24 protein-coding genes are annotated in these 22,185 nt (G+C 35.6%); 17 read left to right on the top strand and 7 right to left on the bottom strand.

Features of this window, described 5'->3' with window-relative positions; genetic code table 11:
* Positions 1 to 98: 98 nt before the first annotated feature.
* The 15 genes from cyoE to tsaB all read left to right on the top strand — a co-directional run bounded on the left by cyoE (position 99) and on the right by tsaB (position 13,210).
* Positions 99 to 989 carry a heme o synthase gene (cyoE, locus tag ISU00_RS03335; protein ID WP_228852625.1) on the top strand — a complete coding sequence of 297 codons (891 nt, stop codon included), beginning with the start codon at positions 99 to 101 and terminating at the stop codon, positions 987 to 989.
* 7 nt (positions 990 to 996) lie between these two features.
* Entirely contained in the window at positions 997 to 1,578 is a 582-nt protein-coding gene (locus tag ISU00_RS03330) for a cytochrome c oxidase subunit 3 (RefSeq protein WP_228852624.1), read from the top strand.
* 46 nt (positions 1,579 to 1,624) lie between these two features.
* The gene (locus ISU00_RS03325) at positions 1,625 to 2,626 is read left to right on the top strand and encodes a cytochrome c oxidase subunit 3 (RefSeq protein WP_228852623.1); all 1,002 of its coding nucleotides are present in this window, start codon (positions 1,625 to 1,627) and stop codon (positions 2,624 to 2,626) included.
* Between the two features lie 22 nt (positions 2,627 to 2,648).
* The gene (locus tag ISU00_RS03320; protein WP_228852622.1) at positions 2,649 to 3,029 is read left to right on the top strand and encodes a cytochrome C oxidase subunit IV family protein; all 381 of its coding nucleotides are present in this window, start codon (positions 2,649 to 2,651) and stop codon (positions 3,027 to 3,029) included.
* A 98-nt stretch (positions 3,030 to 3,127) separates the two neighbouring features.
* Positions 3,128 to 3,841: a hypothetical protein gene (locus ISU00_RS03315; RefSeq protein WP_228852621.1), complete on the top strand. Its 714-nt coding sequence runs from the start codon at positions 3,128 to 3,130 to the stop codon at positions 3,839 to 3,841.
* Positions 3,825 to 4,568 (top strand): SCO family protein, encoded by a 744-nt coding sequence (locus tag ISU00_RS03310; RefSeq protein WP_228852620.1) that lies wholly within the window; start codon positions 3,825 to 3,827, stop codon positions 4,566 to 4,568. Before ISU00_RS03315 ends, ISU00_RS03310 begins: the two co-directional genes overlap by 17 nt.
* A gap of 2 nt (positions 4,569 to 4,570) precedes the next feature.
* Positions 4,571 to 5,104 (top strand): DUF420 domain-containing protein, encoded by a 534-nt coding sequence (locus tag ISU00_RS03305; RefSeq protein ID WP_228852619.1) that lies wholly within the window; start codon positions 4,571 to 4,573, stop codon positions 5,102 to 5,104.
* Positions 5,105 to 5,106: 2 nt separating this feature from the next.
* A complete protein-coding gene (locus ISU00_RS03300) occupies positions 5,107 to 5,352 on the top strand; it encodes a hypothetical protein (RefSeq protein ID WP_228852618.1) in 246 nt (81 codons plus the stop codon).
* A 118-nt stretch (positions 5,353 to 5,470) separates the two neighbouring features.
* Positions 5,471 to 6,172, top strand: coding sequence for an ABC transporter ATP-binding protein (locus ISU00_RS03295; protein ID WP_228852617.1), 702 nt, complete (start codon positions 5,471 to 5,473; stop codon positions 6,170 to 6,172).
* Positions 6,165 to 7,409: an ABC transporter permease gene (locus ISU00_RS03290; RefSeq protein WP_228852616.1), complete on the top strand. Its 1,245-nt coding sequence runs from the start codon at positions 6,165 to 6,167 to the stop codon at positions 7,407 to 7,409. Before ISU00_RS03295 ends, ISU00_RS03290 begins: the two co-directional genes overlap by 8 nt.
* Before the next feature lies 1 nt (position 7,410).
* Entirely contained in the window at positions 7,411 to 8,670 is a 1,260-nt protein-coding gene (locus ISU00_RS03285; protein WP_228852615.1) for an ABC transporter permease, read from the top strand.
* Between the two features lie 24 nt (positions 8,671 to 8,694).
* A complete protein-coding gene (locus ISU00_RS03280; RefSeq protein WP_228852614.1) occupies positions 8,695 to 9,855 on the top strand; it encodes an efflux RND transporter periplasmic adaptor subunit in 1,161 nt (386 codons plus the stop codon).
* 20 nt (positions 9,856 to 9,875) lie between these two features.
* The gene (locus tag ISU00_RS03275; protein ID WP_228852613.1) at positions 9,876 to 11,252 is read left to right on the top strand and encodes a TolC family protein; all 1,377 of its coding nucleotides are present in this window, start codon (positions 9,876 to 9,878) and stop codon (positions 11,250 to 11,252) included.
* Positions 11,253 to 11,254: 2 nt separating this feature from the next.
* A complete protein-coding gene (locus ISU00_RS03270; protein WP_228852612.1) occupies positions 11,255 to 12,532 on the top strand; it encodes an efflux RND transporter periplasmic adaptor subunit in 1,278 nt (425 codons plus the stop codon).
* A 9-nt stretch (positions 12,533 to 12,541) separates the two neighbouring features.
* Positions 12,542 to 13,210: a tRNA (adenosine(37)-N6)-threonylcarbamoyltransferase complex dimerization subunit type 1 TsaB gene (gene tsaB, locus ISU00_RS03265; RefSeq protein ID WP_228852611.1), complete on the top strand. Its 669-nt coding sequence runs from the start codon at positions 12,542 to 12,544 to the stop codon at positions 13,208 to 13,210.
* On the opposite strand, the gene ISU00_RS03260 is transcribed toward tsaB, so the two are convergent.
* The 3 genes from ISU00_RS03260 to ISU00_RS03250 all read right to left on the bottom strand — a co-directional run bounded on the left by ISU00_RS03260 (position 13,211) and on the right by ISU00_RS03250 (position 15,264).
* Positions 13,211 to 14,023: a mechanosensitive ion channel family protein gene (locus ISU00_RS03260; RefSeq protein ID WP_228852610.1), complete on the bottom strand. Its 813-nt coding sequence runs from the start codon at positions 14,021 to 14,023 to the stop codon at positions 13,211 to 13,213.
* 103 nt (positions 14,024 to 14,126) lie between these two features.
* The gene (locus ISU00_RS03255) at positions 14,127 to 14,327 is read right to left on the bottom strand and encodes a dodecin family protein (RefSeq protein WP_228852609.1); all 201 of its coding nucleotides are present in this window, start codon (positions 14,325 to 14,327) and stop codon (positions 14,127 to 14,129) included.
* A gap of 52 nt (positions 14,328 to 14,379) precedes the next feature.
* Positions 14,380 to 15,264 (bottom strand): NifU family protein, encoded by an 885-nt coding sequence (locus ISU00_RS03250; protein ID WP_228852608.1) that lies wholly within the window; start codon positions 15,262 to 15,264, stop codon positions 14,380 to 14,382.
* 282 nt (positions 15,265 to 15,546) lie between these two features.
* On the opposite strand from ISU00_RS03250, the gene ISU00_RS03245 reads away from it, so the two are divergent.
* Positions 15,547 to 16,551 (top strand): PorP/SprF family type IX secretion system membrane protein, encoded by a 1,005-nt coding sequence (locus tag ISU00_RS03245; protein ID WP_228852607.1) that lies wholly within the window; start codon positions 15,547 to 15,549, stop codon positions 16,549 to 16,551.
* A gap of 18 nt (positions 16,552 to 16,569) precedes the next feature.
* Positions 16,570 to 17,085, top strand: a complete 516-nt coding sequence (locus ISU00_RS03240; protein ID WP_228852606.1) for a gamma carbonic anhydrase family protein — start codon at positions 16,570 to 16,572, stop codon at positions 17,083 to 17,085.
* A 2-nt stretch (positions 17,086 to 17,087) separates the two neighbouring features.
* Here ISU00_RS03240 and murI read toward each other — a convergent pair whose 3' ends face one another.
* The 4 genes from murI to bamA form a co-directional block, all read right to left on the bottom strand.
* Complete coding sequence (gene murI / locus ISU00_RS03235) at positions 17,088 to 17,870, bottom strand: glutamate racemase (protein WP_228852605.1); 783 nt, start codon at positions 17,868 to 17,870, stop codon at positions 17,088 to 17,090.
* A 57-nt stretch (positions 17,871 to 17,927) separates the two neighbouring features.
* Positions 17,928 to 18,437, bottom strand: a complete 510-nt coding sequence (locus ISU00_RS03230) for an OmpH family outer membrane protein (RefSeq protein ID WP_228852604.1) — start codon at positions 18,435 to 18,437, stop codon at positions 17,928 to 17,930.
* Between the two features lie 26 nt (positions 18,438 to 18,463).
* The gene (locus ISU00_RS03225) at positions 18,464 to 19,483 is read right to left on the bottom strand and encodes an OmpH family outer membrane protein (RefSeq protein ID WP_228852603.1); all 1,020 of its coding nucleotides are present in this window, start codon (positions 19,481 to 19,483) and stop codon (positions 18,464 to 18,466) included.
* A gap of 160 nt (positions 19,484 to 19,643) precedes the next feature.
* Positions 19,644 to 22,115, bottom strand: coding sequence for an outer membrane protein assembly factor BamA (bamA, locus tag ISU00_RS03220; protein ID WP_394368532.1), 2,472 nt, complete (start codon positions 22,113 to 22,115; stop codon positions 19,644 to 19,646).
* Positions 22,116 to 22,185: the final 70 nt, after the last annotated feature.

Here is a 22,185-nt window from a genome sequence, read left to right as displayed (position 1 = left end):
TTTAACTTTTGCTAACTACAAGAACTTTTTTATTTAATTGGTGATTTTGTTTTAAGGAGTATCTTTGCACCCACAAAATTTATCTAGATTCATTTAGGTTGAGTACCTCTAACACTTCAACAGCAAGTCACTCTTTAATTTCTGACTTTAAGGAAATTACCAAAGTCCGGTTATCAGTCAGCGTGGTCTTTTCTTCAGTGGCTGGCTATTTTTTGGGAGCCGACACGGTTAATTTAATAACGGTTATTTTATTGTGTATAGGTGGATATTTTATGGTTGGTGCTTCAAATGCGTTTAACCAAATTATTGAACGAGACTTAGATGCCTTAATGGATAGAACAAAGAACCGGCCAATTCCGGGAGGAAGAATGTCGGTGAATACTGCTTTTGCCATTGCCACAATATTTACAGTATTAGGAATAATCACCCTGTACATTATTAATCCTAGAACCGCAATGTATGGAGCCATTTCTATTTTCATATATACAAGTATTTACACCCCATTAAAAACAAAAACTCCATTGGCGGTTTTTGCGGGTGCAATTCCCGGGGCTATTCCTTTTATGTTAGGTTGGGTTGCTGCAAGAAATCAATTTGGCATCGAACCTGGAATTTTATTTGCATTACAATTTTTTTGGCAGTTTCCGCATTTTTGGGCAATTGGTTGGTTTTTGTTTGAAGACTATAAGAGGGGAGGGTTTTTTATGTTGCCAACAGGTAAGCGCGATAAGGGGACGGCGGTTCAGATTGTCATGTATAGTTGTTGGACAATAATCGTATCAATTCTTCCTGTTTTCAATTTTACGGGAGATCTTTCTTTGTCCTTCGTTGGGGCAATTGTTGTATTTTGTATAGGACTTTTTATGTTGTATTATGCCCTTAGGTTATTTCAGAAAAGATCCGTTGTTGCAGCCAGGCAGTTAATGTTGGCGAGTGTTACTTATATCACTTTGGTGCAAATCGTTTATGTGATTGATAAATTTATTTAAATAAATAATGGACTTAACAGAAGGAAGTATTAAGGAAAAAGAATATAGGGCAAAGAAGATGATGCTTTGGTTTGGTATCATTTCACTTATTATGTCCTTTGCAGGCTGGACGAGTGCCATAATCGTCAGTAGTAGTCGACCAGATTGGTTACAAGACTATCAACTTCCAAAGGCATTTATAATAAGTACTGTAATTATTGTTGTTAGTAGTATAACTATATGGTTAGCCAAAAGATCATTAAAGCAATCTAAATTACAACAGACTACCATTTGGTTGTTAACTACATTGGTTCTAGGTTTGTTTTTTATCTATAATCAATTTGTAGGATTTGGTCAGATAATAGCTGATGGATTTAATTTTACAGGGCCTACCAGTAACATTACAATGTCCTTTATTTTCCTAATAGCCTTTGTGCATATTTTACACGTTGTTGTTGGTTTAGTTAGCCTTTTGGTAGTAATTTATAATCATTTTAAACAAAAGTATAAGCCAGAAGATATGTTGGGACTTGAATTAGCAAGCACTTTCTGGCATTTTATAGATATTCTGTGGGTTTACCTGTTTTTGTTTTTAAATTTCTTTAGATAAAATAAATCGTTATTTTTGTCCAACTTTTTAACGCTAATCCCTGACTATGGATACGACAGTTGTCGCAACTGGTACTGAAGGAAAAAATTGGGGCGGAGGAAACCAACCTTTACATGCAAGCTATGGAAAATTGATGATGTGGTTTTTCATCGTTTCTGATGCATTAACTTTTTCCGGATTTCTTGCTTCTTACGGTTTTTCCCGTTTTAAATTCATTGAATCTTGGCCTATAGCCGATGAAGTGTTTACGCACGTTCCCTTCTTGCATGGGCAAGAATTACCGATGATTTATGTGGCTTTCATGACATTTATTTTGATAATGTCTTCTGTAACTATGGTGCTCGCAGTAGATGCAGGTCATAAAATGCAGAAAACGAAAGTTACCTGGTACATGTTTCTTACCATAATTGGTGGTCTGATTTTCGTTGGATCTCAAGCATGGGAATGGGCAACCTTTATTAAAGGAGATTACGGTGCCGTATTGACTAAAGGAGGAAATATTCTTCAATTCGGGGAATATGTTGAAAAGGATGGCGAACAGGTTTTTAAACGTGTTGCCCTTAGGGATTTTGCAGTTACGCAACCAACTGAAAGAGTTAAGCTTGAACGTAACGCTGGTTTATGGTTTCAAGATGAAGGTACTTTGCCTTCTTATACCGTAAATGAGGTGTTAGCAGGATTAGAGGCAAACTCAAACATATTGGTAAGAACACAACTTTTAACCGAGGAAGGTGAAAAAACTGTGTTATCTAGAGGTGAATCTATATCTCAAATTAAAAATCATGGAACCTTGGTGGTCGAAGGTGCTAACCTAGTACATAATGAATATGGTTCTCCTTTGTTTGCTGATTTCTTTTTCTTTATCACTGGTTTTCACGGGTTTCACGTTTTTTCTGGTGTTGTAATTAATATCATAATTTTCTTCAATGTTATTCTAGGTACTTATGAGAGAAGAGGAACTTATGAGATGGTTGAAAAAGTTGGTTTATATTGGCACTTTGTAGATTTAGTTTGGGTTTTCGTATTTACATTCTTTTACCTGGTTTAATTTAAAATTACCATTCTAAAAAATGGCACACGCACATAAATTAGAAATTTTCAGAGGACTTATTAAATTTAAGTCTAATACCCAAAAAATTTGGGGGGTCCTAATATTTTTATCCATTGTAACGGCAATTGAAGTTATTCTAGGAATTTACAAACCAGATTCCTTAATGGTTAACTTTTTGGGAATGCATTTGCTTAATTGGATATTTATTATCCTAACAATTGTAAAAGCATACTACATTACGTGGGATTTTATGCACATGAGGGATGAATTGCCGAGTTTAAAACGTATGGTTGTTTGGACGGCCATCTTTCTAATTTGTTATTTGGTTTTTATCCTGTTGCAAGAAGGAGGCTATATCGATGAAGTCTACCGAACAGGTTTTATAAAAAGAGATTTTTAAGCGTTTAAGTAACGTTAAAAGATATTGAAAGACAGTTAATTTTAACTGTCTTTCTTATTTTTGCACGACAATTATGAGAAGGGCAAAAAGCTTATAAAATGTATAAGAAAAGAGTAAAACGAAACCTGGTATTAGGAATTCTTTTCTTCCTTCCGGTAGCCTTTTTATTGATGCTTCTACCGGCAACCCACAATTATGAAGCTCTTGATATTGTTAAGGACGAAGTGCCCGACCTGGGTAATTTTTCATCCCTTGACCAAAATGTCCAAATACGTTTGAAGGATCATATAACTGTCCTAGGTATTATAGGGGGCGATCCCCAAGCCCAATCTATTTCCATTTCAAATGTAAAAGAGCTTATCTACGATAAGTTTAGAGGTTTTAAAAAGTTTCAGGTTGTTTTATTAGCAACTCCAGATTCAAAGGAAAAAGTTAATGAATTGATTTCTGAAATTTCACCCTTTGAACCTTTAGAGTATTTCCATGTAGTCTATGGCAGCGCAGGAGCCATAAAGGGGTTTTTTAAGGGTATTAAAACGGAAAATGTATTGAATGATTCTAACGCAAGTACAGACGTTATAATTATTGATAAAGAATTACACCAAAGGGGTAGGCTAATTGACGAAGGCAAAAAGAATGAAAAAGGAAACCCATTATGGTCTTATAACACCCTGGAGGTGGCGGAAATGAAAAATAAATTGTCTGAAGATATGCGAATTTTGTTAACTGAATATAGGCAAAAACGTAAAGGAGAATTTAATTCTACTATCAGAAGGGCAAAAGATTTAAGTAATTATGAGCAAGAAAACTAATTATTCCTACATCGGCATAGCTGCCGTTATTCTGATTTTTGGCATCATTTTTATTCCGGAAATTGTAGACAGGATCAGTAATGGTGATGTCGTTCGAGATGATAGTCGCAGTGGGTCAATACAGGATAAAGTTGATGACACAGAATTGATGTTCCTTAACATTAATGGCGAACCTAAAAAAGTTCCTCCTTTTAGTTTTGTCAATCAAAACGGTGATACTATTAGCAATAAAGATTATGAGGGTAAGGTTTATGTTGCGGAATTCTTTTTCACAACCTGTCCGTCTATTTGCCCAAAAATGAATCGTAATATGGTGGACATTCAAGGCGATTTTCAGGATAATATAGATTTTGGAATTGCTTCATTTACAATTAATCCTGAATACGACACCACTGAAGTTCTAAAGGATTATGCTACACAATATAAAATTACACATCCCAATTGGCATCTTATGACAGGAAATAAAGATAGTATCTATCAGCTTGCCAATGTAGGTTTTAATATATATGCTGGAGAAAACCCAAATGTAGAAGGAGGGTTTGAGCATTCTGGAAATTTCGCTTTGATAGACAAAAACGGATATATTCGATCTCGATCAGATCAATTCGGAAATCCGATAATATTCTATAAAGGTGTAATAAGTGAAGAAGAAGGTTTTGATGAAGATGGTGAACGTGAAGAAATAAGCTTGTTGAAACAAGACATTAAAAAATTGTTGGCCGAATAACTATGAATACCCCCGTTTTAGAAAAGCAAAAAAAATATAACAAATGGATTTGGACTCTATCAATCCTTATCCCAATAGTAGTGGTTATTTTATTCGGGATTAAACTTCCGAATGTTGAACCATTATCATTTTTACCACCAATATATGCAGGAATTAATGCCATGACAGCGTTAGTATTGGTGTTGGCTTTTGTTGCGATTAAAAACAAAAAAATTGAATGGCACAAACGCTTGGTTCAATTTGCTCTTGGGCTTTCAGTATTATTCCTTGGGATGTATGTGGCTTATCATATGACTAGCGAGTCTACACCTTATGGAGGTGAAGGTTTATTAAAATACATTTATTATTTCATTTTAATAACCCACATTCTTTTGTCTGTAATCATTATTCCGATGGTTTTAATTACCTATGTCAGGGGAATTACCATGGATGTGGAGAGGCATCGTAAAATAGCTAGGATTACATTTCCTTTATGGCTTTATGTTGCAATTACGGGGGTTTTAGTTTTTATCTTAATTTCACCATACTATAAATAAGTTTGAAATTCCACTATAAACATACCATCATAACCTTAATTATTACACTGATAATCAGTATTCAATATTCTTATGGCCAATGTGCTATGTGCAGGGCGGTATTAGAAAGTGAAAGTGGACAGTCTACCGCAGAAGGAGTTAATAATGGAATTATTTATTTAATGATATTTCCTTACCTGTTAATAGGTGGAATTGCTTATTTCATCTACTATCAGTTTTTCCGTGCAAAAAGGGTCAAAAAAGCCTAATTTTTCCGTAACAAATATCCCCTTCTTTAGTCTAGTTAATCTAGAGGGAATAAGTTAACTTTTTATTAATAGAAAGTCCTTGGCCTATTTCCGAACTTTGCATTTTAACCATCACTAAATGATAGAGATAAGGGATCTTCACAAATCCTACCATATGGGCTCGAACACTTTACATGTATTGAAAGGGATAGATTTCAATGTTAAAGAAGGTGAACTTGTCAGTATTATGGGGTCTTCGGGATCAGGAAAATCAACACTTTTGAATATTTTGGGAATGCTTGATGAAGCAGACTCTGGGGAGTATATTCTAGACGGCAAGCCCATAAAAAATTTAAATGAAAGAGTAGCTGCTCTTTATAGAAATGAATTTTTGGGATTTATCTTCCAATCATTCAATTTAATTAATTATAAATCTGCTTTAGACAATGTGGCTCTTCCTCTTTATTACAAAGGAATAAAACGAAAAGAGCGTTTGGAAAAGGCAGCCTATTATCTTGATAAGGTAGGCTTAACCCCTTGGAAAGAGCATTTGCCAAATGAGTTGTCGGGAGGGCAAAAGCAAAGAGTAGCTATAGCGAGAGCATTGGCTAGTGAACCTAAGGTACTATTGGCCGATGAGCCCACGGGTGCTCTAGATTCCACCACTTCTTATGGTGTAATGGAATTGATACAACAAATTAATGATGAGGGCAAAACCATTTTGGTGGTTACCCATGAAGATGATATTGCTCACATGACAAAGCGTATAGTTGAGTTAAAGGATGGATTGATTATCAATGATACTTTAACAGAACAGGTGAGAGCTTCGGAGTATGTTTGAAATTGAACGCTGGCAGGAGATATTTGAGACCCTGCGAAAAAATAAGTTAAGGACTTGCTTAACAGGTCTATCTGTGGCCTCCGGAATCTTTATTCTCGTAATTTTACTAGGTTTTAGCCGAGGTATCCAAAACGGAGTTACATCTGAATTTGAACAGGATGCCACCAATTCTATTAATGTTTGGCCAGGAGTTACTACAAAAGAATATAAAGGCTTAAACCCTGGTAGAAGGGTACAACTTAAAATGGATGACTATGCGGATATCACCAATAAATTTGGTGATCATATAGATCTAAAATCAGCTGGTTATTCAATTTGGGGTGGGACTATTTCTTATAACGGTCAATTTGGTAATTATCGGGTAGAAGGGGTATATCCAGATAAACAATTTATTGAGAATTCTGACATTGTTAATGGTCGCTTTATTAATAACACCGATGTTGTTGAAAGCAGAAAGGTAGCTGTCATTGGTAATAAAGTTAAAACAGATCTTTTTAAGGAATCTGACCCCTTAGGACAGCAAGTTTCTGTTAATGGAATGAATTTTATGGTGGTTGGAGTTTTTTCAGATCCTGGAGGTGAACGTGAAGAAACACGAGTTTACCTACCTCTCTCTTCAGCCCAAAAGGTTTTTAACGCCTCTAATGATATTCGAAATATTGAGGTCACGGTTAAAATGTCAAAAAATTTCAATGAAGCCGTTGAATTATCGAATAGTTTAACTCAAGGTATTTCTGATGAATTGAAGGCTCGACATATGATTGCTCCAGACGACCAAAATGCGATTAGAGTTAATGGCACTCTGGCAGAAGCCAAGAAAATTTACACCTTGATTGATACCATAAGTGCTGTATTTTGGTTTGTTGGTATAGGAACCATAATAGCTGGAATTGTTGGGGTTGGAAACATTATGATCATTATAGTTAAGGAACGTACCAAAGAAATTGGTATTCGAAAAGCTATTGGTGCTTTGCCTTCTTCAATTGTAGGTATGATTTTACAAGAAGCCATTTTTGTAACTATGTTTTCAGGACTTTTTGGGTTAATTACGGGTCTTGGGTTACTTGAATTGGTGGGTCCACAGATCCAAAGCGATTTTATAAAACATCCGCAAGTTGATTTTCAAATTGCACTAGCCACTGTTTTCATCCTTGTTTTCGCAGGAGGATTAGCAGGTTTTATCCCTGCTTATCGCGCTTCTCGCATTAAACCAATTGTAGCATTAAGAGACGAATAAAATGTTTAGTAGAGAACGTTGGAATGAAATTTTAGAGGCTTTAAACGCGAACAAGTTTAGAACCATTTTAACCGCATTCGGGGTGTTTTGGGGAATTTCCATTTTGGTATTATTGCTAGCGTTGACCAATGGATTAAGAAATGGTGTAATGGCCGATTTCAGCAATTTTGCTACAAACTCCATGTTTATGTGGGCTCAACGGACTTCAATTCCTTATAAGGGTTTACCAAACAATCGAAGGTTTAATTATGATCTTAGCGATGTTACCACTTTAAAGGCTCAAATGCCAGAACTTAAATATGTTTCTCCAAGAAATCAGTTAGGTGGATATATGGGTGCCAATAATGTTATTCGAGGCACACGTACTGGTGCTTTTCAAGTGAATGCGGATTATCCTGAATTCATCAACCAACAACCGATGGATATTTTGATGGGGAGATTTATCAGTTACTCAGATATTGAAGCCAAACGTAAAGTGTGTGTTATTGGGAAAGATGTAATCAAAGCTTTATACGATAAAAATGAAGAGGTAATAGGAAGCTATGTCAAAATAAGCGGGGTCAATTTTATGGTGGTTGGTGTATTCAATATGCCTAATAGCCAGGGAAATAGAGAAGAAGAAGCAAATACTATTTTTATTCCGTTTACTTCTTTTGCCCAAGCTTTTAATAGTGGAAATAATGTTGGTTGGATGGCTATTACTGCTTATGATGACTATAATATCTCTGATATCAAACAAAAGGTTTTTGATATACTAAAATCAAGGCATAATATTGCGCCTAATGATGATAGAGCAATAGGTCATTGGGACTTGGCTGAGCAATTTGGAAGAGTTAATGGCCTATTTAATATTCTATCTTGGGTAGGTTATTTTGTTGGTGCCCTTGTACTTTTGTCGGGAATTATAGGCATAAGTAATATAATGTTGATTGTGGTTAAGGAGCGTACCAACGAAATTGGAGTTCGCCGAGCCATGGGAGCCACACCATTTGTTATTAAATCTCAAATATTACAGGAAAGTCTTATCCTAACCCTTTTATCAGGGATGGCAGGAATTTCCTTTGCGGCAGGTGTTATTTGGCTAATAAATTATCTTTTGTCTCAGAGTGGACCCGTCGAAAATTTTTCTAACCCAAGTGTTAGTATGAATGTTGTTATTGTCGCACTATTAATATTGGTTATTTCTGGTCTTTTGGCTGGATTAATTCCTGCAAACAGTGCCACTAAAATGAAACCCGTGGATGCGTTAAGAACCGAATAAAAAAATTATATATATACCCTAACAATGAAAAGAAGAACTACATTAATCATACTTATTTCAATAGTTGCGCTTTTTGCAGTGGCACTATGGTATTTATGGAGTAAGAATCAGGAAGATCCAGTTAAATACACTACAGAATCACCATTGGAGAAAACAATTGTAGTACAAACTGTGGCCACAGGAAGTATAGTTCCGAAAGAAGAGGTTTTAATTAAGCCCAATATTTCCGGAGTTGTGGAGGAAGTGTATGTGGAGGCTGGAGAGTATGTGCAATCGGGCGACCTTATTGCAAAAATTAGGGTAATCCCAAATGTATCTTCATTAACAAGTGCAAAGAATTCCATAGCTACTAATTCAACAGCCTTGGAAACCGCTGAAATTAATTTTCAAACCCAGAAAACAAATTACGATCGCCAAAAAGCCCTTTTTGATAAAGGAGTCATTTCTGCTAATGATTTTGAAGGAATTCAAAATTCCTATTTACAGGCGAAGCAAAGTGTGGAACAGGCAAGGATTAATTTGAATTCTGCTCGCCAGAATTATGATATCGTAAAAACAGGGACAACATCAGGTCTAGGTAATATCGCTCAAACCCAAGTGAGAGCCACTGTATCAGGAATGGTTTTGGATGTACCAGTAAAAGAAGGAAACCAAGTAATTGAGGCTAATAACTTTAATGAAGGCACTAGTATAGCTTCCCTAGCGGATGTTAAAAAAATGATTTTTGAAGGCAAAGTTGATGAAAGTGAGGTAGGAAAGATTAAAGAAGGTTTACCTCTAGAAATTAGTGTTGGGGCCATTGAAAACCAAAAATTTGATGCTGTTCTAGATTATATTGCCCCAAAAGGAATTGAAGAAAATGGTGCAGTTCAATTTGAAATCAAGGGTAGCATTAAAAAAATTGACTCCACTTTTATTAGGGCAGGTCTTAGTGCCAATGCCTCCATTATTTTAAATAAAGCTGAAAATGTTCTGGCAATTAAAGAAGCCTTGGTGCAATACGATCGAGATACCCAAAAACCATATGTTGAAGTTCAGGTCGGTGACCAAAAGTTTGAAAGAAAAAATGTTGAGCTAGGGATAAGTGATGGTATTTTCGTTCAAGTAAAAAATGGTATTTCAAAAGATGATAAAATCAAAGTTTGGAATCAATTACAAGGTATGCCACAATACGCTAGAAATTAATTTCCCAAATCTGTAACGAAATGAGTGGTTTCAATACCTATAGCTTAGAAATGAAAAATACATTTGCATTAGTACTGGTTTTCGTAAGTTTCCAATTTTTTGGCCAGGTTAAAGAATGGACTTTAAAAGAATGTGTCGATTATGCCGTTGAGAATAATATTTCAATAAAGCAGTCCTTATTAGATGTTGAATTGGCCGAACTTTCAAAAAGCGATGCTGTAATGGCATTTCTTCCAAATTTAAACGCTAACGCATCCTACAATATAAATACAGGTGCTAACATCAACCCCGCCACGAACCAATTTGAAAATCAAACTTTTAAATCTCTTTCTGGAGGGGCAAGTTCTGGGATAAACATTTTTTCTGGACTCCAAAATTGGAGAAATTTACAAAGAGCAAAATTGTCCAAATTTGCATCTCTTTATCAACTAGATAAGATGAAAGATGACATCTCGTTATTTGTGGCGAATGCATATCTTCAAATTTTGTTTAATAAAGAGCAATTAAAGGTTCTTCAGGCGCAGAATGAATTGACTGGTGAAAATTTACAACGGACCCAAGATTTGGTTGATGCTGGAGTGTTGCCTGAAGGTGATTTACTCGAAATTAAGGCAACCAATGCTACACAGTTGCAGAATATCATAGAAGCTGAGAACAATTTATTTATCTCCCGCCTTGGCTTAGCACAGCTATTGCAATTAAAAGATTATGCAAATTTCCGTATTGCCGATGTCCCAGAGTTTAATATATCTGACGCCATTTTAACCAATTCGGCTACAACAATCGTATCTAAGGCAAAAGAGGAGAGAAACGAAGTGAAAATAGCTGAAATGAATCTCGAGATTGCGGAAAAAGATTTGGCTTTATCTAGGGGTAATTATTACCCAACTATTTCAGGGTTTGTAAGCTATAATACAAGGTGGTCCAGTTCGCAATTAGATCCCTTTACTCGCGAACAGATTGCGTTTATTGATCAACTTTATTTATTCGATGGTACTGCTGTAGGTCTTAGATTAAATGTACCTATTTTTAACGGATTGAGCGTTAGAAATAATGTTGGTAGAAGTAAAGTGAACCTAAAAAGATCTGAGTTTCAATTAGAGCAGGCTGAATTAGATTTAGAAGCAGATGTCTATCAAGCCTATAATGATGCAAAAAATGCTAAGAAAGCTTATGAAGCGGCACTAATAACTGAAGAGGCAAGAAAGTTAGCCTTCGAATATGCAAAGGAACGTTATGATGTTGGCTTGTCTAATGCTTTCGATTTTAACCAAAGTAGAACTCAGTACGAAAACGCTCAGTCTGATGTGATAAGAACCAAGTACGATTATATTTTTAAACTGAAGGTTGTTGAATTCTATTTTGGAATTCCAATAACCGAACTTAATACTTTTTAGAAATGTCTAGGAAGACCATAATAATTTTAGTTTTATCTGTTGTTGTTGTTTTAGCACTACTTATTGCCGGAAAAAAGGCAGGATGGTTTGGTAAACCTGCTAATTTGAAGCAGGTAGAAGTTGAAGAAGTATCGATTAAAACTATTGTTGAAAAGGTCTCAGCTACGGGTAAAATACAACCCGAAGTAGAAGTGAAAATTTCGAGTGAAGTTTCAGGTGAAATTATTGAATTGCCTTTTGCAGAGGGTGATCAGGTTAATAAAGGTGATTTGTTGGTGAAAATAAATCCAGATTTAATCCAATCCGCATTTAACAGATCTCAAGCTACTTATTTAAATGTAAAAGCAGGTTTGGAGCAGGCAGAGGCTTCATTAAAGGAAGCTAAAGCCAATTATGATAGGAACAAAAGTTTATTCGATAAGGGAGTTATTTCCAAAGCGGAATGGGATAGGTCTGTTGCAGCTTACGAAACTGCTGAAGCAGCCAAGAATTCAGCTTATTATTCGGTTCAAAGTGCAGCTGCAAGTGTTAATGAGGCTAGGGATAATTTGGGGAGAACTACTATATACGCTCCTATGAGTGGCACAATTTCGAAGCTAAATGTTGAGTTAGGAGAACGCGTAGTTGGTACCCAGCAGATGGCAGGTACCGAAATTTTGCGCGTTGCTAATCTCAATAATATGGAGGTTGAGGTGGATGTGAATGAAAATGATATTGTTAAGGTTGAAATAGGTGATTCTACCATTGTTGAAGTAGATGCTTACTTAAATAAAGAATTTAGAGGAATTGTAACCGAAATCGCTAATTCTGCAGAAGGGGAATTAACTGCCGATCAGGTAACGAACTTTAAAGTGAAGGTAAGGATTGTCGAAGAATCTTATGCGGATCTTGTGGAAGGAAAACCTGAGTCCTATTCGCCCTTTCGACCTGGGATGACTGCTACAGTCGATGTTTTAACTGAAACTCAAAATAATACTTTGGCAGTACCTATAAGTGCTATTGTTATAAAATCTGATACTTCTTCGACAAAATTTGGAGAAGGAGGTGAGCTTAAAAATCCTTCGACTACTAATACAGACCAAAAGTTTGAGTGTGTCTTCTTAAATAATAATGGTAAAGCCAAGCTGAAGGTTGTAACTACAGGAATTCAAGATGATAGTTATATACAAGTACTATCTGGTATAGATGAGGGTGATGATATTATTACAGGACCTTATAACCTCGTTTCTAAAACTCTTCGCTCAGGTGATATTGTGGAAGTCTCTAAAGGTGAAGAATAATTCCTAATAATGGCATTCATTTTAAATCTTGAAACAACTACCACCAATTGCTCTGTTTCTTTAGCGAGGGATGGAAAAGTTTTACAACTTATTGAGGATAAGACTCCAGGCTATTCACATTCAGAATTATTGCATGTTTTTATTGAAAAAGTAATTATTGAGGTTGGGGAATCATTTAAAGCCTTAGACGCAGTGGCCATTAGCAAAGGTCCCGGGTCTTATACCGGATTGAGAATTGGCGTAGCAGCAGCCAAAGGATTGGCCTTTGCATTGAATATTCCTTTGATTTCAATTGATACAATGATGGTGCTGGCAAAAGCTTGTAATGTCTCAAATGGCTTTATTATTCCAATGATTGATGCTAGGCGCATGGAAGTTTATAGTTCTGTGTTCAATTCTAAATTAGAAAATCTGAAACCGGTACGGCCTAATATTCTCAATGAAACCACTTTTTTAGAATATTTGAATCAAGACAAGTGCTATTTTATCGGGAATTCTAATGAAAAGGCTAGAACCGTAATTCAACATTCCAACGCCATATTCATGAACGAACCCCAATTACCATCTTCAAATTATATGGTAGATTTATCCTTTTCCAAATTTGAAAAAAAAGAATTTGAAGATGTAGCCTATTTTGAACCTAATTACCTTAAAGGGTTTGTTGGAACAAAACCCTAATTATTCCTGTTTGTTTATTTGAACGTTGTGTGGATATGGTATTTCTATGCCAGCTGCATCTAACGCATTTTTGGTATTTTCCATAATGGCGAAATAAGTTGGCCAGTAATTTTCTGTTTTTACCCAAGGTCTTGCAACAAAATTTATAGAACTGTCCCCGAGCTCGGTTAGCGCTACAACTGGGGGAGGGTCTTGCAACACATTTGGATGAGAAGTTAGTTGCTGCATTAAAATTTCCTTGGTTTGCTTAATATCTGAATCATAACCTACACCAAACACCAAGTCGATTCTTCGTTGCGGCTGGCTGCTATAATTAACAATATTGTTATTGGAGAGGGCACCATTAGGTATTATAATTTCCTTATTATCTGGGGATAACAATTTTGTGGTGAATATTTCAATTTCTTTAACGGTCCCAGCCTCTCCTTGTGCTTCTATATAATCGCCTATTTTAATTGGCTTGAAAAGCATGATAAGAACACCTCCAGCAAAATTAGCAAGTGATCCTTGGAGAGCTAAACCTATGGCCAAACCGGCTGCAGCAATTACCGCAGCAAAAGATGTGGGTTCAAAACCAACAACACTCAATACGGCAAGAATTAAAACAACCTTTAAAACCCAATCGAGTAAGTTTGTTAGGAAATTTTTTAAACTGGGATCGTGATCATTCTTTTCCAAACGTTTCCTTACGTTTTTGACGACTATTTTAATTATCCAAATTCCTATAATCCATATTACAATAGCCATGAGGACCTTTGGCCCATATTCTAGGAGTAAATCATAAGCTTTATTAATCCAAGTTGTAATTTCCATAAATGGTTGGGTTTTAAAATTGAGCGTTAAAATTAAGAATATCTTTAATTTAAGGTATTAAATTATTATTAATAAAAAAGGAGCTTGCTTAGCTCCTTTAATTTTATTCCACCTTGAAGGTGATTTTTACATTTACCCGAAATTCGGAAATCTTGCCATCTTTCACTACGGCCGAATGATCTTTGACATAACACGACTTGATGTTTTTAACACTTTTTGAAGCTTCTGCTATTGCATTTGCGGCAGCATCCTCCCAGCCGGTAGGTGAACTAGCTAATATTTCGATAACTTTTAATACAGACATAAATATTTAATTTTTAATTACTTATATCTTAAATATACTAATTAATTACCGCTTAGCCATTTAACGCAACCACTTCTTTTACTTTCTCGCCAAGCATTTGTTGAAGCATGGTTTGTATACCATTTTTCAATGTAATAGTAGAAGATGGACATCCGCTACATGCACCCTGAAGAATTACGCTCACCGTTTTTGTATCCTCATCATATGATTGAAAAACAATGTTACCTCCATCTCCAGCAACAGCGGGTTTTACATATTCGTCCAATAAATTAATTATTTCTTTAGAGGTCTCACTAAGATTTTCACTTGGTTGAATTATTTGGTTTCCTGTATCCGTTTTATTAATTCCCTTTTCTATAATTAGGTTGCCATTTTCAATGTAGGTTCGTATAAATTCACGAATTTCCATTATAACTTCATCCCAATTGGAGCGTTCATATTTAGTAAGTGAAATAAAATTTTCGTCAAAGTAGATGCTTTTTACGAATGGGTATTGAAATAATTCAGTTGCCAAGGGAGATGAAATTGCCTCATCTAGGTTGGAGAATTCCCATGGCTGTTCCACGAATTTTTTATTAGCGACAAATTTCATAACCGAAGGGTTAGGCGTGCTTTCGGCATAAACTGTAACCGGAACTTTTTTGAAATCCGTTTCATTTACAACTATTCCATCATCGTTTAAATAGCTCTCAAGCTGTTCCCTTACCTCTTCTTGTACATCTTCCCACTCCACAATATCATATCGCTCTAAGGCAATAAAATTTCCAGATATATAAACCTTTTTTATGAATGGCAAATAAAATAATTGCTGAGCAAGTGGGCTGTCTTTCGCTTCATCTATATTAGCAAATTCATAGCCTTTGTTTTTAACCAAAAATTCTGAAGCCTCAAACTTAATAATCTTTGGGTTTGTTGTAGGTTTTATAGTGATTTCCATATTTCATTTTTAATCATGCAAAGGTACAAAATCATAAGGTGTTGTAAATTTTAAATGTCCGTTATGCGTAAAAATTAACTTGAATTCTAATTACCTTATTCTTAAATAATATACTACAAAATCCATCGTTTTTATTTTAACAAAAACGTATTAAGATTAACATCTATAACGCAATTTATTTATTGTTATATTTGAAACTTGAGCTAACAGGAATAGCGGATTACAGTTGTTAATCCTAGTTTCTAATTAATAGACCTACATTTTTACGATAGAACGACATTCATGAAATTATATAAAGCGCTAACCGTTGTGTTTCTTTTGATAATAACTGCTAGTGCACCTGCCCAAGAAGGCCTTCCTATTTATTCAGATTATCTAACAGATAATTATTATTTAATTCACCCCTCTATGGCCGGGGTTTCTAATTGTGCCAAGATTCGATTAACGGGGAGGAAACAATGGTTCGATCAGGATGATGCCCCAAGCTTGAATACATTGAGTATACATAGTAGAATAGGAGAATCTCCTTCTGCAGTAGGCGGTATTTTATTTAATGATAAGAATGGGTATCATTCCCAATTAGGAGGGTACCTTACCTATGCCCATCATTTAATGTTTTCTAGGAATGAAATAGACCTAAATATGTTATCTTTTGGTCTTAGTGCTGGTTTTATCCAGTACCGTCTAGATTCATCAGATTTTCAAATATTCGATCCAATTATACCAGATGGTTCAGATTTATCTGCTATTAATTTTAATGTTGATGTAGGGGCTTCTTATTTTTTTCTAGATTTTTATGCTCATTTAACGGTTAAGAACCTATTAAATAATGATGGAATTAATTTAAATGAACAAGGGTTTAGTTTTCAAAATCTTCGAACATTTTTGGCTTCTGCGGGTTATGTTTACCATAAACTTGGCAGTACTTGGAGTTTTGAGCCTTCCATTATGATAATGCATAGGGATGCCACTGCCGAAACGTTGTTTGATTTAAATGGAAAAGCTTACAAAGACATGGAATTTGGTCGATTGTGGGGAGGTCTTTCTTATAGAAGGAGTTTGGATGGAGCCCAATATTTAGATGGGTCTGGAGTTAGTGAGCAAAAACTACAATATTTCACGCCATTTTTAGGAGTCGATTATAAGCAATTTATGTTTGCATATACTTATTCGTATCAAGCAAACTCAGTTGTATTTAATAACGGTGGCTTCCACCAACTTACCATTGGATATAATTTTAATTGTAGAAAGAAACATTACGATTGCGAATGTCCAGCAATTAATTGATTTTGGAGATAATTTCATATGCCCATCATTAAAGAAGTAAACGGTAAATCTCCCCTTATACCTGATAACTGCTTCATAGCGGAAAATGCAACAATTGTGGGTGACGTAACTTTGGGCGATGAATGTTCGGTATGGTTTAATGCGGTGGTAAGAGGAGATGTTCACTTTATAAAAATGGGTAATAAGGTAAATATCCAAGATGGAGCCGTTATTCACTGCACATACAAAAAATCTCCCACCATTATAGGCAATAATGTTTCAATTGGTCATAATGCCATAGTGCATGGTTGTACAATTCAAGACAATGTGCTAATTGGGATGGGTAGTATTGTAATGGATGATTGTATTGTGGAAAGCAATAGCATTATTGCTGCTGGAGCCGTAGTAGTTCAAAATACACATGTAGAGGCAGGCTGTATTTACGCCGGGGTTCCTGCCAAGAAGATTAAAGATATCAGTGAAGAATTGATATCAAATCAAATCGATCGCATTGCCAATAATTATGTGCATTATTCTAGTTGGTTTAAGGAATAAATTCAGAAATTTTTAAATGTTACAGGATAATCCCCATTTAAGATTTCTGACAAAACAGATACCTTCCCATTAGTATAAAATTCATTTTTTGGATTTAGATTTTCTTCCGTCCTTAATAAGTCATGCTGAATTAATACATTCTTGGTTTGTCTTGCAACAGCTTCACCCGAATCTATGATAGTTACATTTTCAGGCAGCAGTTTTCGTAACATTGGTATTATGTAAGGGTAATGTGTACAACCCAATACGAGGTAGTCAATATTTGCACTTATCATAGGTTGCATATAAGATTTAAGCAGTTCTTCCATTTCCTTTGAATAGATTTGGCCATTTTCAATAAGTTCTACAATACCTTCTCCGACCTGTTCAATTACCTTTAAATGGCTGGCGTGTTGATGGAAAGTTGAATTAAATAATTCACTGCTTAAGGTTCCCTTTGTAGCTAAAATTCCAATTGTCCCAGAATTGGTTTTTAATGCTGCAGGTTTTATTGCGGGTTCGATACCAATAAAGGGCAATGTAAATTTTTCCCTTAAAGTTTTTATTGCATTCGTAGTGGCAGTGTTACATGCCACCACAATAAGCTTACAGCCAAAGTCTAAAAGTAATTCCGTATTTTTTTTACTTAAGGCTATGATATCTACTTTGGATTTTTCGCCATATGGAGCATTCTTGCTATCCGCAAGGTAAATGGTGTTTTCAAATGGTAATAAAGAATGTATTGCCCTAAATATTGAAGTGCCACCGACGCCTGAATCGAATAAACCAATTGGTTTTTTACTCATATAACAAAAATAAAAAAGCCGCTATAGTAGCGGCTTTATTTTTTGAATTTAAACTGATTAAATTCCTAATTCTTTTTTTACATCTGGCATAAGGTCTTTACCATCAGCAACAATAACGCCTGACCCTTGAGTAGAATCTAATACGTACTGAATTCCTTGTGCTTTAGCAACTCTTTGGATTGCAGCTTTTGCTTGCTCAAAAATAGGCTTAAGTAATTCTGCTTCCTTTTTTTGAAGATCTTGCTGTGCCTGACCCTGGTATTGACGAATAGATTGCTCCATGGTTTGAACTTCTTGGGCACGTTTAGCGTTTTCTTCCTCTGTTTGATTATCTGCTTCAGCGCGGTATTGTTTAACCTTATTATCAAACTCGGTAGCCATAGTTTTGATCTCCGCCTCATAAGTCTTCTGCAACTTCTCTAGCTCTGCCTGTGCATTTTTCATCGCCGGCATAGCCTCCACCAGTTGAGTTGTGTTAATATGCGCTACTTTAGATTGGGCATTCATCATCGCCGTTGCACCAACAAATAGAATAGCAGCAAATAATAGGGTTTTTAAGTGTTTCATTTTAAAATTAGTATTACGTGTTATAATTAATTATCCTTGTTTTCAGTTTGCGGAATGGAATCAGATTTTTTTGTCTGTTCCTCCCGTTCATTTTTAGTTTTTTCTCTTTCTTCTAATATTTTCTTTCTTCTCTCTTCTAATTCTTTCTTTCGCTCCTCGCGTTCTTTTAACTTTGCTTGACGACGCTCTTCTAAAATCTCTTCTCTTGTTTTTCCTGCATTGGCACTTGCTGAAGAGGAGCCAGCGGCATTTTCTTTTCCTTGGTTGGCAATGCTATCTCTTTCTGCCTTGGCCTTGGCCCTTTCGTCTAAAATCTTCTGTCTTCTTTCATCTGCAGCTTGTTTGAGACTGTCCCGGCGTTGTTGTTGGGCTAATTGCCTTGCCTCAACCTCTTTCAGACGTTCATCTCGCTTGGCTTGGGCTGCAGCTTCCCTTGCCTCTAATTCAAGGTTAATTTCAGGTACTATGTCCTCATTTTCGGCCGCTCTTCGTTCAGCTCTGCTTTCAGCTTGTGTTCTTTTCGCAGATCTCGTAATACTTCTAATTACCAATTCACTTATATCGAATCTGTCAGCAGAATACAACATAACAACATCTGCGGATTTGTCGAAAATAAAGTCATATTGTCTCGAAGCCGCTATTTCTTGAACTGCAGAAAAGATTTGGTCTTGCACAGGTTGCATAAGTTGCCTTTTTTGTATCATAAGATCACCATTAGGCCCAAAACGTTTCTGCTGATAATCTAAAATGGCTTTTTCATCAAACTGAATATCTTCCATCCGCTCCTCATAAAGTTCCTTGGTCAATAAGACACTTTCATTATTTAGTAGTTCTTTCCTAGCGTCAATTTCATTAAGCTTTTGCTCAATTTCCAGCTTCCATTTCTGCACCTTTTCATCTAACTGTGCTGTTGCCTCTTGATATTCAGGAACGTTCTGTAAAATATATTCAGTATCTATATAACCAATTCGAACCCCTCTTTGAGCGGAAACCGAAATCGATCCCAGAATACCGATTAACATTAAAAAAAGAACTTTTGTTTTCATGAGTAGCATTGGTTTTGATTTGGTTACGCTTTTTTGAAGGAATGAATATTAACCATTCTTCCTAGAGCGTAACTAGTTTCAAAATAACGAAATATATTCTGAAAAATTTTAGCACTCATATGAAAACGATACGATATGGATAGAAAATATCGTGCCAAATTTAAAATTGTTGTCCGATAATGAAGTGGGTTTCCCAACCATTTTTCTCTGTTTGACCTGGTAGAGGATCGAAACCATGTCCAAAATCTATACCCAATAAACCAAAAGCTGGCATAAATATCCTAACACCAAAACCTGCAGAACGATAAAGTTTGAAAGGATTGAAATCACGGAAATTTTGATGAGATGAACCACCTTCAGTAAAGAGTAGTCCATAAATCTTAGCTTGCTGACCAAGAGTTATTGGATATCGTAATTCTAATGAAAATTTATTGTATATCGGTTCACCATCCTGATCGGAAAGTGCTCGGTTCGGATAACCTCTTAATTGAACCGCTTCACGGCCATCTAAAGAAAAGTTACCTAAACCATCCCCTCCAACATCAAATCGTTCGAAAGGTATAACCCCTCTGTCATTATTGTAGGCACCAAGGAATCCGAATTCCATTAATGGCCTTAAAACAAGGTTTTTGGCTATTTGAGTATACCATTCACCTTTAATTTTAACCTTGTAAAATTCTAACCATCTGTATCTTTCTTGGTCTATCTCCTGAATACGTTCATTGTCTAAAACGTTTGTTGGATCTAAACTTTCACGCTCTTCTTTAAGTGCCTTATAATCTACATTATTAAATAATGAATAAGGAGGTGAAAATTTAGCTGAAATGGAAAAACTAGATCCGCCTGTTGGGAAAATTGGATCGATATTTACATTACTTCTAGATAAACCAACTGTATATGATATGTTGTTTGAATACCCGTTACCATAGGTAAATAACCTTGTGAAATAATTATTCAAATCGTAACGTTGGAAGCTAATTGCTTGAGACAATTGGAAATAATCATCAGGAACACTTAGGCGCTTTGCCAAACCAAATGTGATACCAGTAATATTGAAGTTTCTGCTTTTGTCAACCTCTCTTTCAAAATAATTGGCATAAAACTGTCTAGTATGCGAAAGAGAAGCAGAGAACTGAACAGGACGTTTACCACCAAACCAAGGTTCAGTAAACGAAAAACTATATACTTGGAAATATCTACTTGCTTGTAACCTCAATGCCAGACTTTGTCCATCTCCCATTGGGACTGGTTTATAAGCATCTTTGTTGAAGATATCTTTAATGGCGAAATTGTTAAAAGAAAGACCAAGAGTACCTATAAATCCGCCACCTCCGTAACCTCCTTGTAACTCGATTTGAGATGAACCTCTTTCAACAACAGAATATTCAATGTCTACAGTTCCTTCAGCAACATTGAAATTTTTCATGTTAGGACTAATCTGTTGAGCGTCAAAAAATCCTAATTGACCCAACTCGCGAATAGTCCTTATAACATTGCTTTTTTGATATAGTTGTCCAGGTTTAGTTCTTAATTCACGGTAAATAACTCGGTCATTGGTTCGGTCATTTCCTGTGATTGAAACCTTATCGAAATATGCTGGTTTACCCTCAGATATCCTAATTTCTAAATCAATTACATTACCCTCTGCACTTACTTCAACCGGATTTATTGAAGAAAAAAGGTACCCGCTGTTTTGGTACAAGTTTGTTAAATCATCTGCATCCGGCTTAGTATTGTCTGCGATTCGCTTTTTCAATTCAACCCCATTATAAGTATCTCCTTCTTTAAGCCTTAAAACTCGTTTTAAGACTTCATCTGAGTATACGCTGTTACCTACAAATTCAATCTTTCCAAATGTATATTTTTCGCCTTCTTCCAGTGCTATTTGTAAGTCTATGGTATCATCACCATTATTAATAATGGTATCGCTTAAAATTCTAGCATCCCTGTACCCATTTTCTTTATACTTGTCAATTAGACTAACCAAGTCTTCTTTATAGTCTTTTTCTATATACTTAGAACGTTTCCAAACCCGTATTGGATTTTTTTGTTTAGTGTTCTTCATGGCTTTACGGAGCTTTTTGTCGCTCAACTTTTCGTTGCCAATGAAATTGATATCTTGTACTTTAACCTTATTTCCTTTATCTATAAAAACCAGCATATTTACTCTAGTCTTTTCGATAGAATCCTGGACTTCCCTAGTGTCTATTGACACCTTTGTATTGTAATATCCTTGTTTTTGATATTTGGTTGTAAGGTAATTTTTGGTGGTAGTAATGAGGTTTTCGGTAACTTTCACCCCCTTCTTTAGGTTGTTTTCCTTTGTTATTTCCTCAATCTTAGATTTTTTTGCTCCTTCTATTGTTACCTCATTTAATTCAGGTAGATCAGTCAGGCTGATTTCAATATAGGCTTTATCTCCATCCGTTCTTAATAGATAGATATCAATACTGCTAAACAGATTAGAGCCCCAAAGCTTTTTAATGGCATTGGCAATCTCCTCGCCTGGTATCTTAACCTTGTCGCCTTTTCTAAGGCCTGAATAAGCTACTATTGTATTAGGATTGAAACTAGTCTCTCCTGTGACGGAAATATCCTCTATGGTATAAGTTTGGCCATTTTCAAAATCCATTGATTGTGCCTGCAGCTTAGAAGTTACACCAACGAATGCCAATAATAAAAGTAGAATTAAATGCCTCCCC

The organism is Aegicerativicinus sediminis (assembly GCF_015476115.1).
GTDB classification, from domain to species: domain Bacteria; phylum Bacteroidota; class Bacteroidia; order Flavobacteriales; family Flavobacteriaceae; genus Aegicerativicinus; species Aegicerativicinus sediminis.
The sequence above is the reverse complement of the archived record's forward strand: the minus strand, read 5'-3'. Positions and strand labels throughout refer to the sequence as shown.

Bases quoted from the DNA above. Each gene is read 5' to 3' on its own strand.
- ISU00_RS03290 (WP_228852616.1), top strand. From the start codon at position 6,165: ATGTTTGAAATTGAACGCTGGCAGGAGATATTTGAGACCCTGCGAAAA.
- ISU00_RS03245 (WP_228852607.1), top strand. From the start codon at position 15,547: ATGAAATTATATAAAGCGCTAACCGTTGTGTTTCTTTTGATAATAACT.
- murI (WP_228852605.1), bottom strand. From the start codon at position 17,870: ATGAGTAAAAAACCAATTGGTTTATTCGATTCAGGCGTCGGTGGCACT.
- ISU00_RS03240 (WP_228852606.1), top strand. From the start codon at position 16,570: ATGCCCATCATTAAAGAAGTAAACGGTAAATCTCCCCTTATACCTGAT.
- ISU00_RS03270 (WP_228852612.1), top strand. From the start codon at position 11,255: ATGTCTAGGAAGACCATAATAATTTTAGTTTTATCTGTTGTTGTTGTT.
- ISU00_RS03225 (WP_228852603.1), bottom strand. From the start codon at position 19,483: ATGAAAACAAAAGTTCTTTTTTTAATGTTAATCGGTATTCTGGGATCG.
- ISU00_RS03310 (WP_228852620.1), top strand. From the start codon at position 3,825: ATGAGCAAGAAAACTAATTATTCCTACATCGGCATAGCTGCCGTTATT.
- ISU00_RS03305 (WP_228852619.1), top strand. From the start codon at position 4,571: ATGAATACCCCCGTTTTAGAAAAGCAAAAAAAATATAACAAATGGATT.
- ISU00_RS03260 (WP_228852610.1), bottom strand. From the start codon at position 14,023: ATGGAAATTACAACTTGGATTAATAAAGCTTATGATTTACTCCTAGAA.
- ISU00_RS03275 (WP_228852613.1), top strand. From the start codon at position 9,876: ATGAGTGGTTTCAATACCTATAGCTTAGAAATGAAAAATACATTTGCA.
- ISU00_RS03315 (WP_228852621.1), top strand. From the start codon at position 3,128: ATGTATAAGAAAAGAGTAAAACGAAACCTGGTATTAGGAATTCTTTTC.
- ISU00_RS03320 (WP_228852622.1), top strand. From the start codon at position 2,649: ATGGCACACGCACATAAATTAGAAATTTTCAGAGGACTTATTAAATTT.
- ISU00_RS03330 (WP_228852624.1), top strand. From the start codon at position 997: ATGGACTTAACAGAAGGAAGTATTAAGGAAAAAGAATATAGGGCAAAG.
- ISU00_RS03230 (WP_228852604.1), bottom strand. From the start codon at position 18,437: ATGAAACACTTAAAAACCCTATTATTTGCTGCTATTCTATTTGTTGGT.
- ISU00_RS03285 (WP_228852615.1), top strand. From the start codon at position 7,411: ATGTTTAGTAGAGAACGTTGGAATGAAATTTTAGAGGCTTTAAACGCG.
- tsaB (WP_228852611.1), top strand. From the start codon at position 12,542: ATGGCATTCATTTTAAATCTTGAAACAACTACCACCAATTGCTCTGTT.
- bamA (WP_394368532.1), bottom strand. From the start codon at position 22,115: ATGGATTTTGAAAATGGCCAAACTTATACCATAGAGGATATTTCCGTC.
- ISU00_RS03255 (WP_228852609.1), bottom strand. From the start codon at position 14,327: ATGTCTGTATTAAAAGTTATCGAAATATTAGCTAGTTCACCTACCGGC.
- ISU00_RS03325 (WP_228852623.1), top strand. From the start codon at position 1,625: ATGGATACGACAGTTGTCGCAACTGGTACTGAAGGAAAAAATTGGGGC.
- ISU00_RS03250 (WP_228852608.1), bottom strand. From the start codon at position 15,264: ATGGAAATCACTATAAAACCTACAACAAACCCAAAGATTATTAAGTTT.
- ISU00_RS03280 (WP_228852614.1), top strand. From the start codon at position 8,695: ATGAAAAGAAGAACTACATTAATCATACTTATTTCAATAGTTGCGCTT.
- ISU00_RS03295 (WP_228852617.1), top strand. From the start codon at position 5,471: ATGATAGAGATAAGGGATCTTCACAAATCCTACCATATGGGCTCGAAC.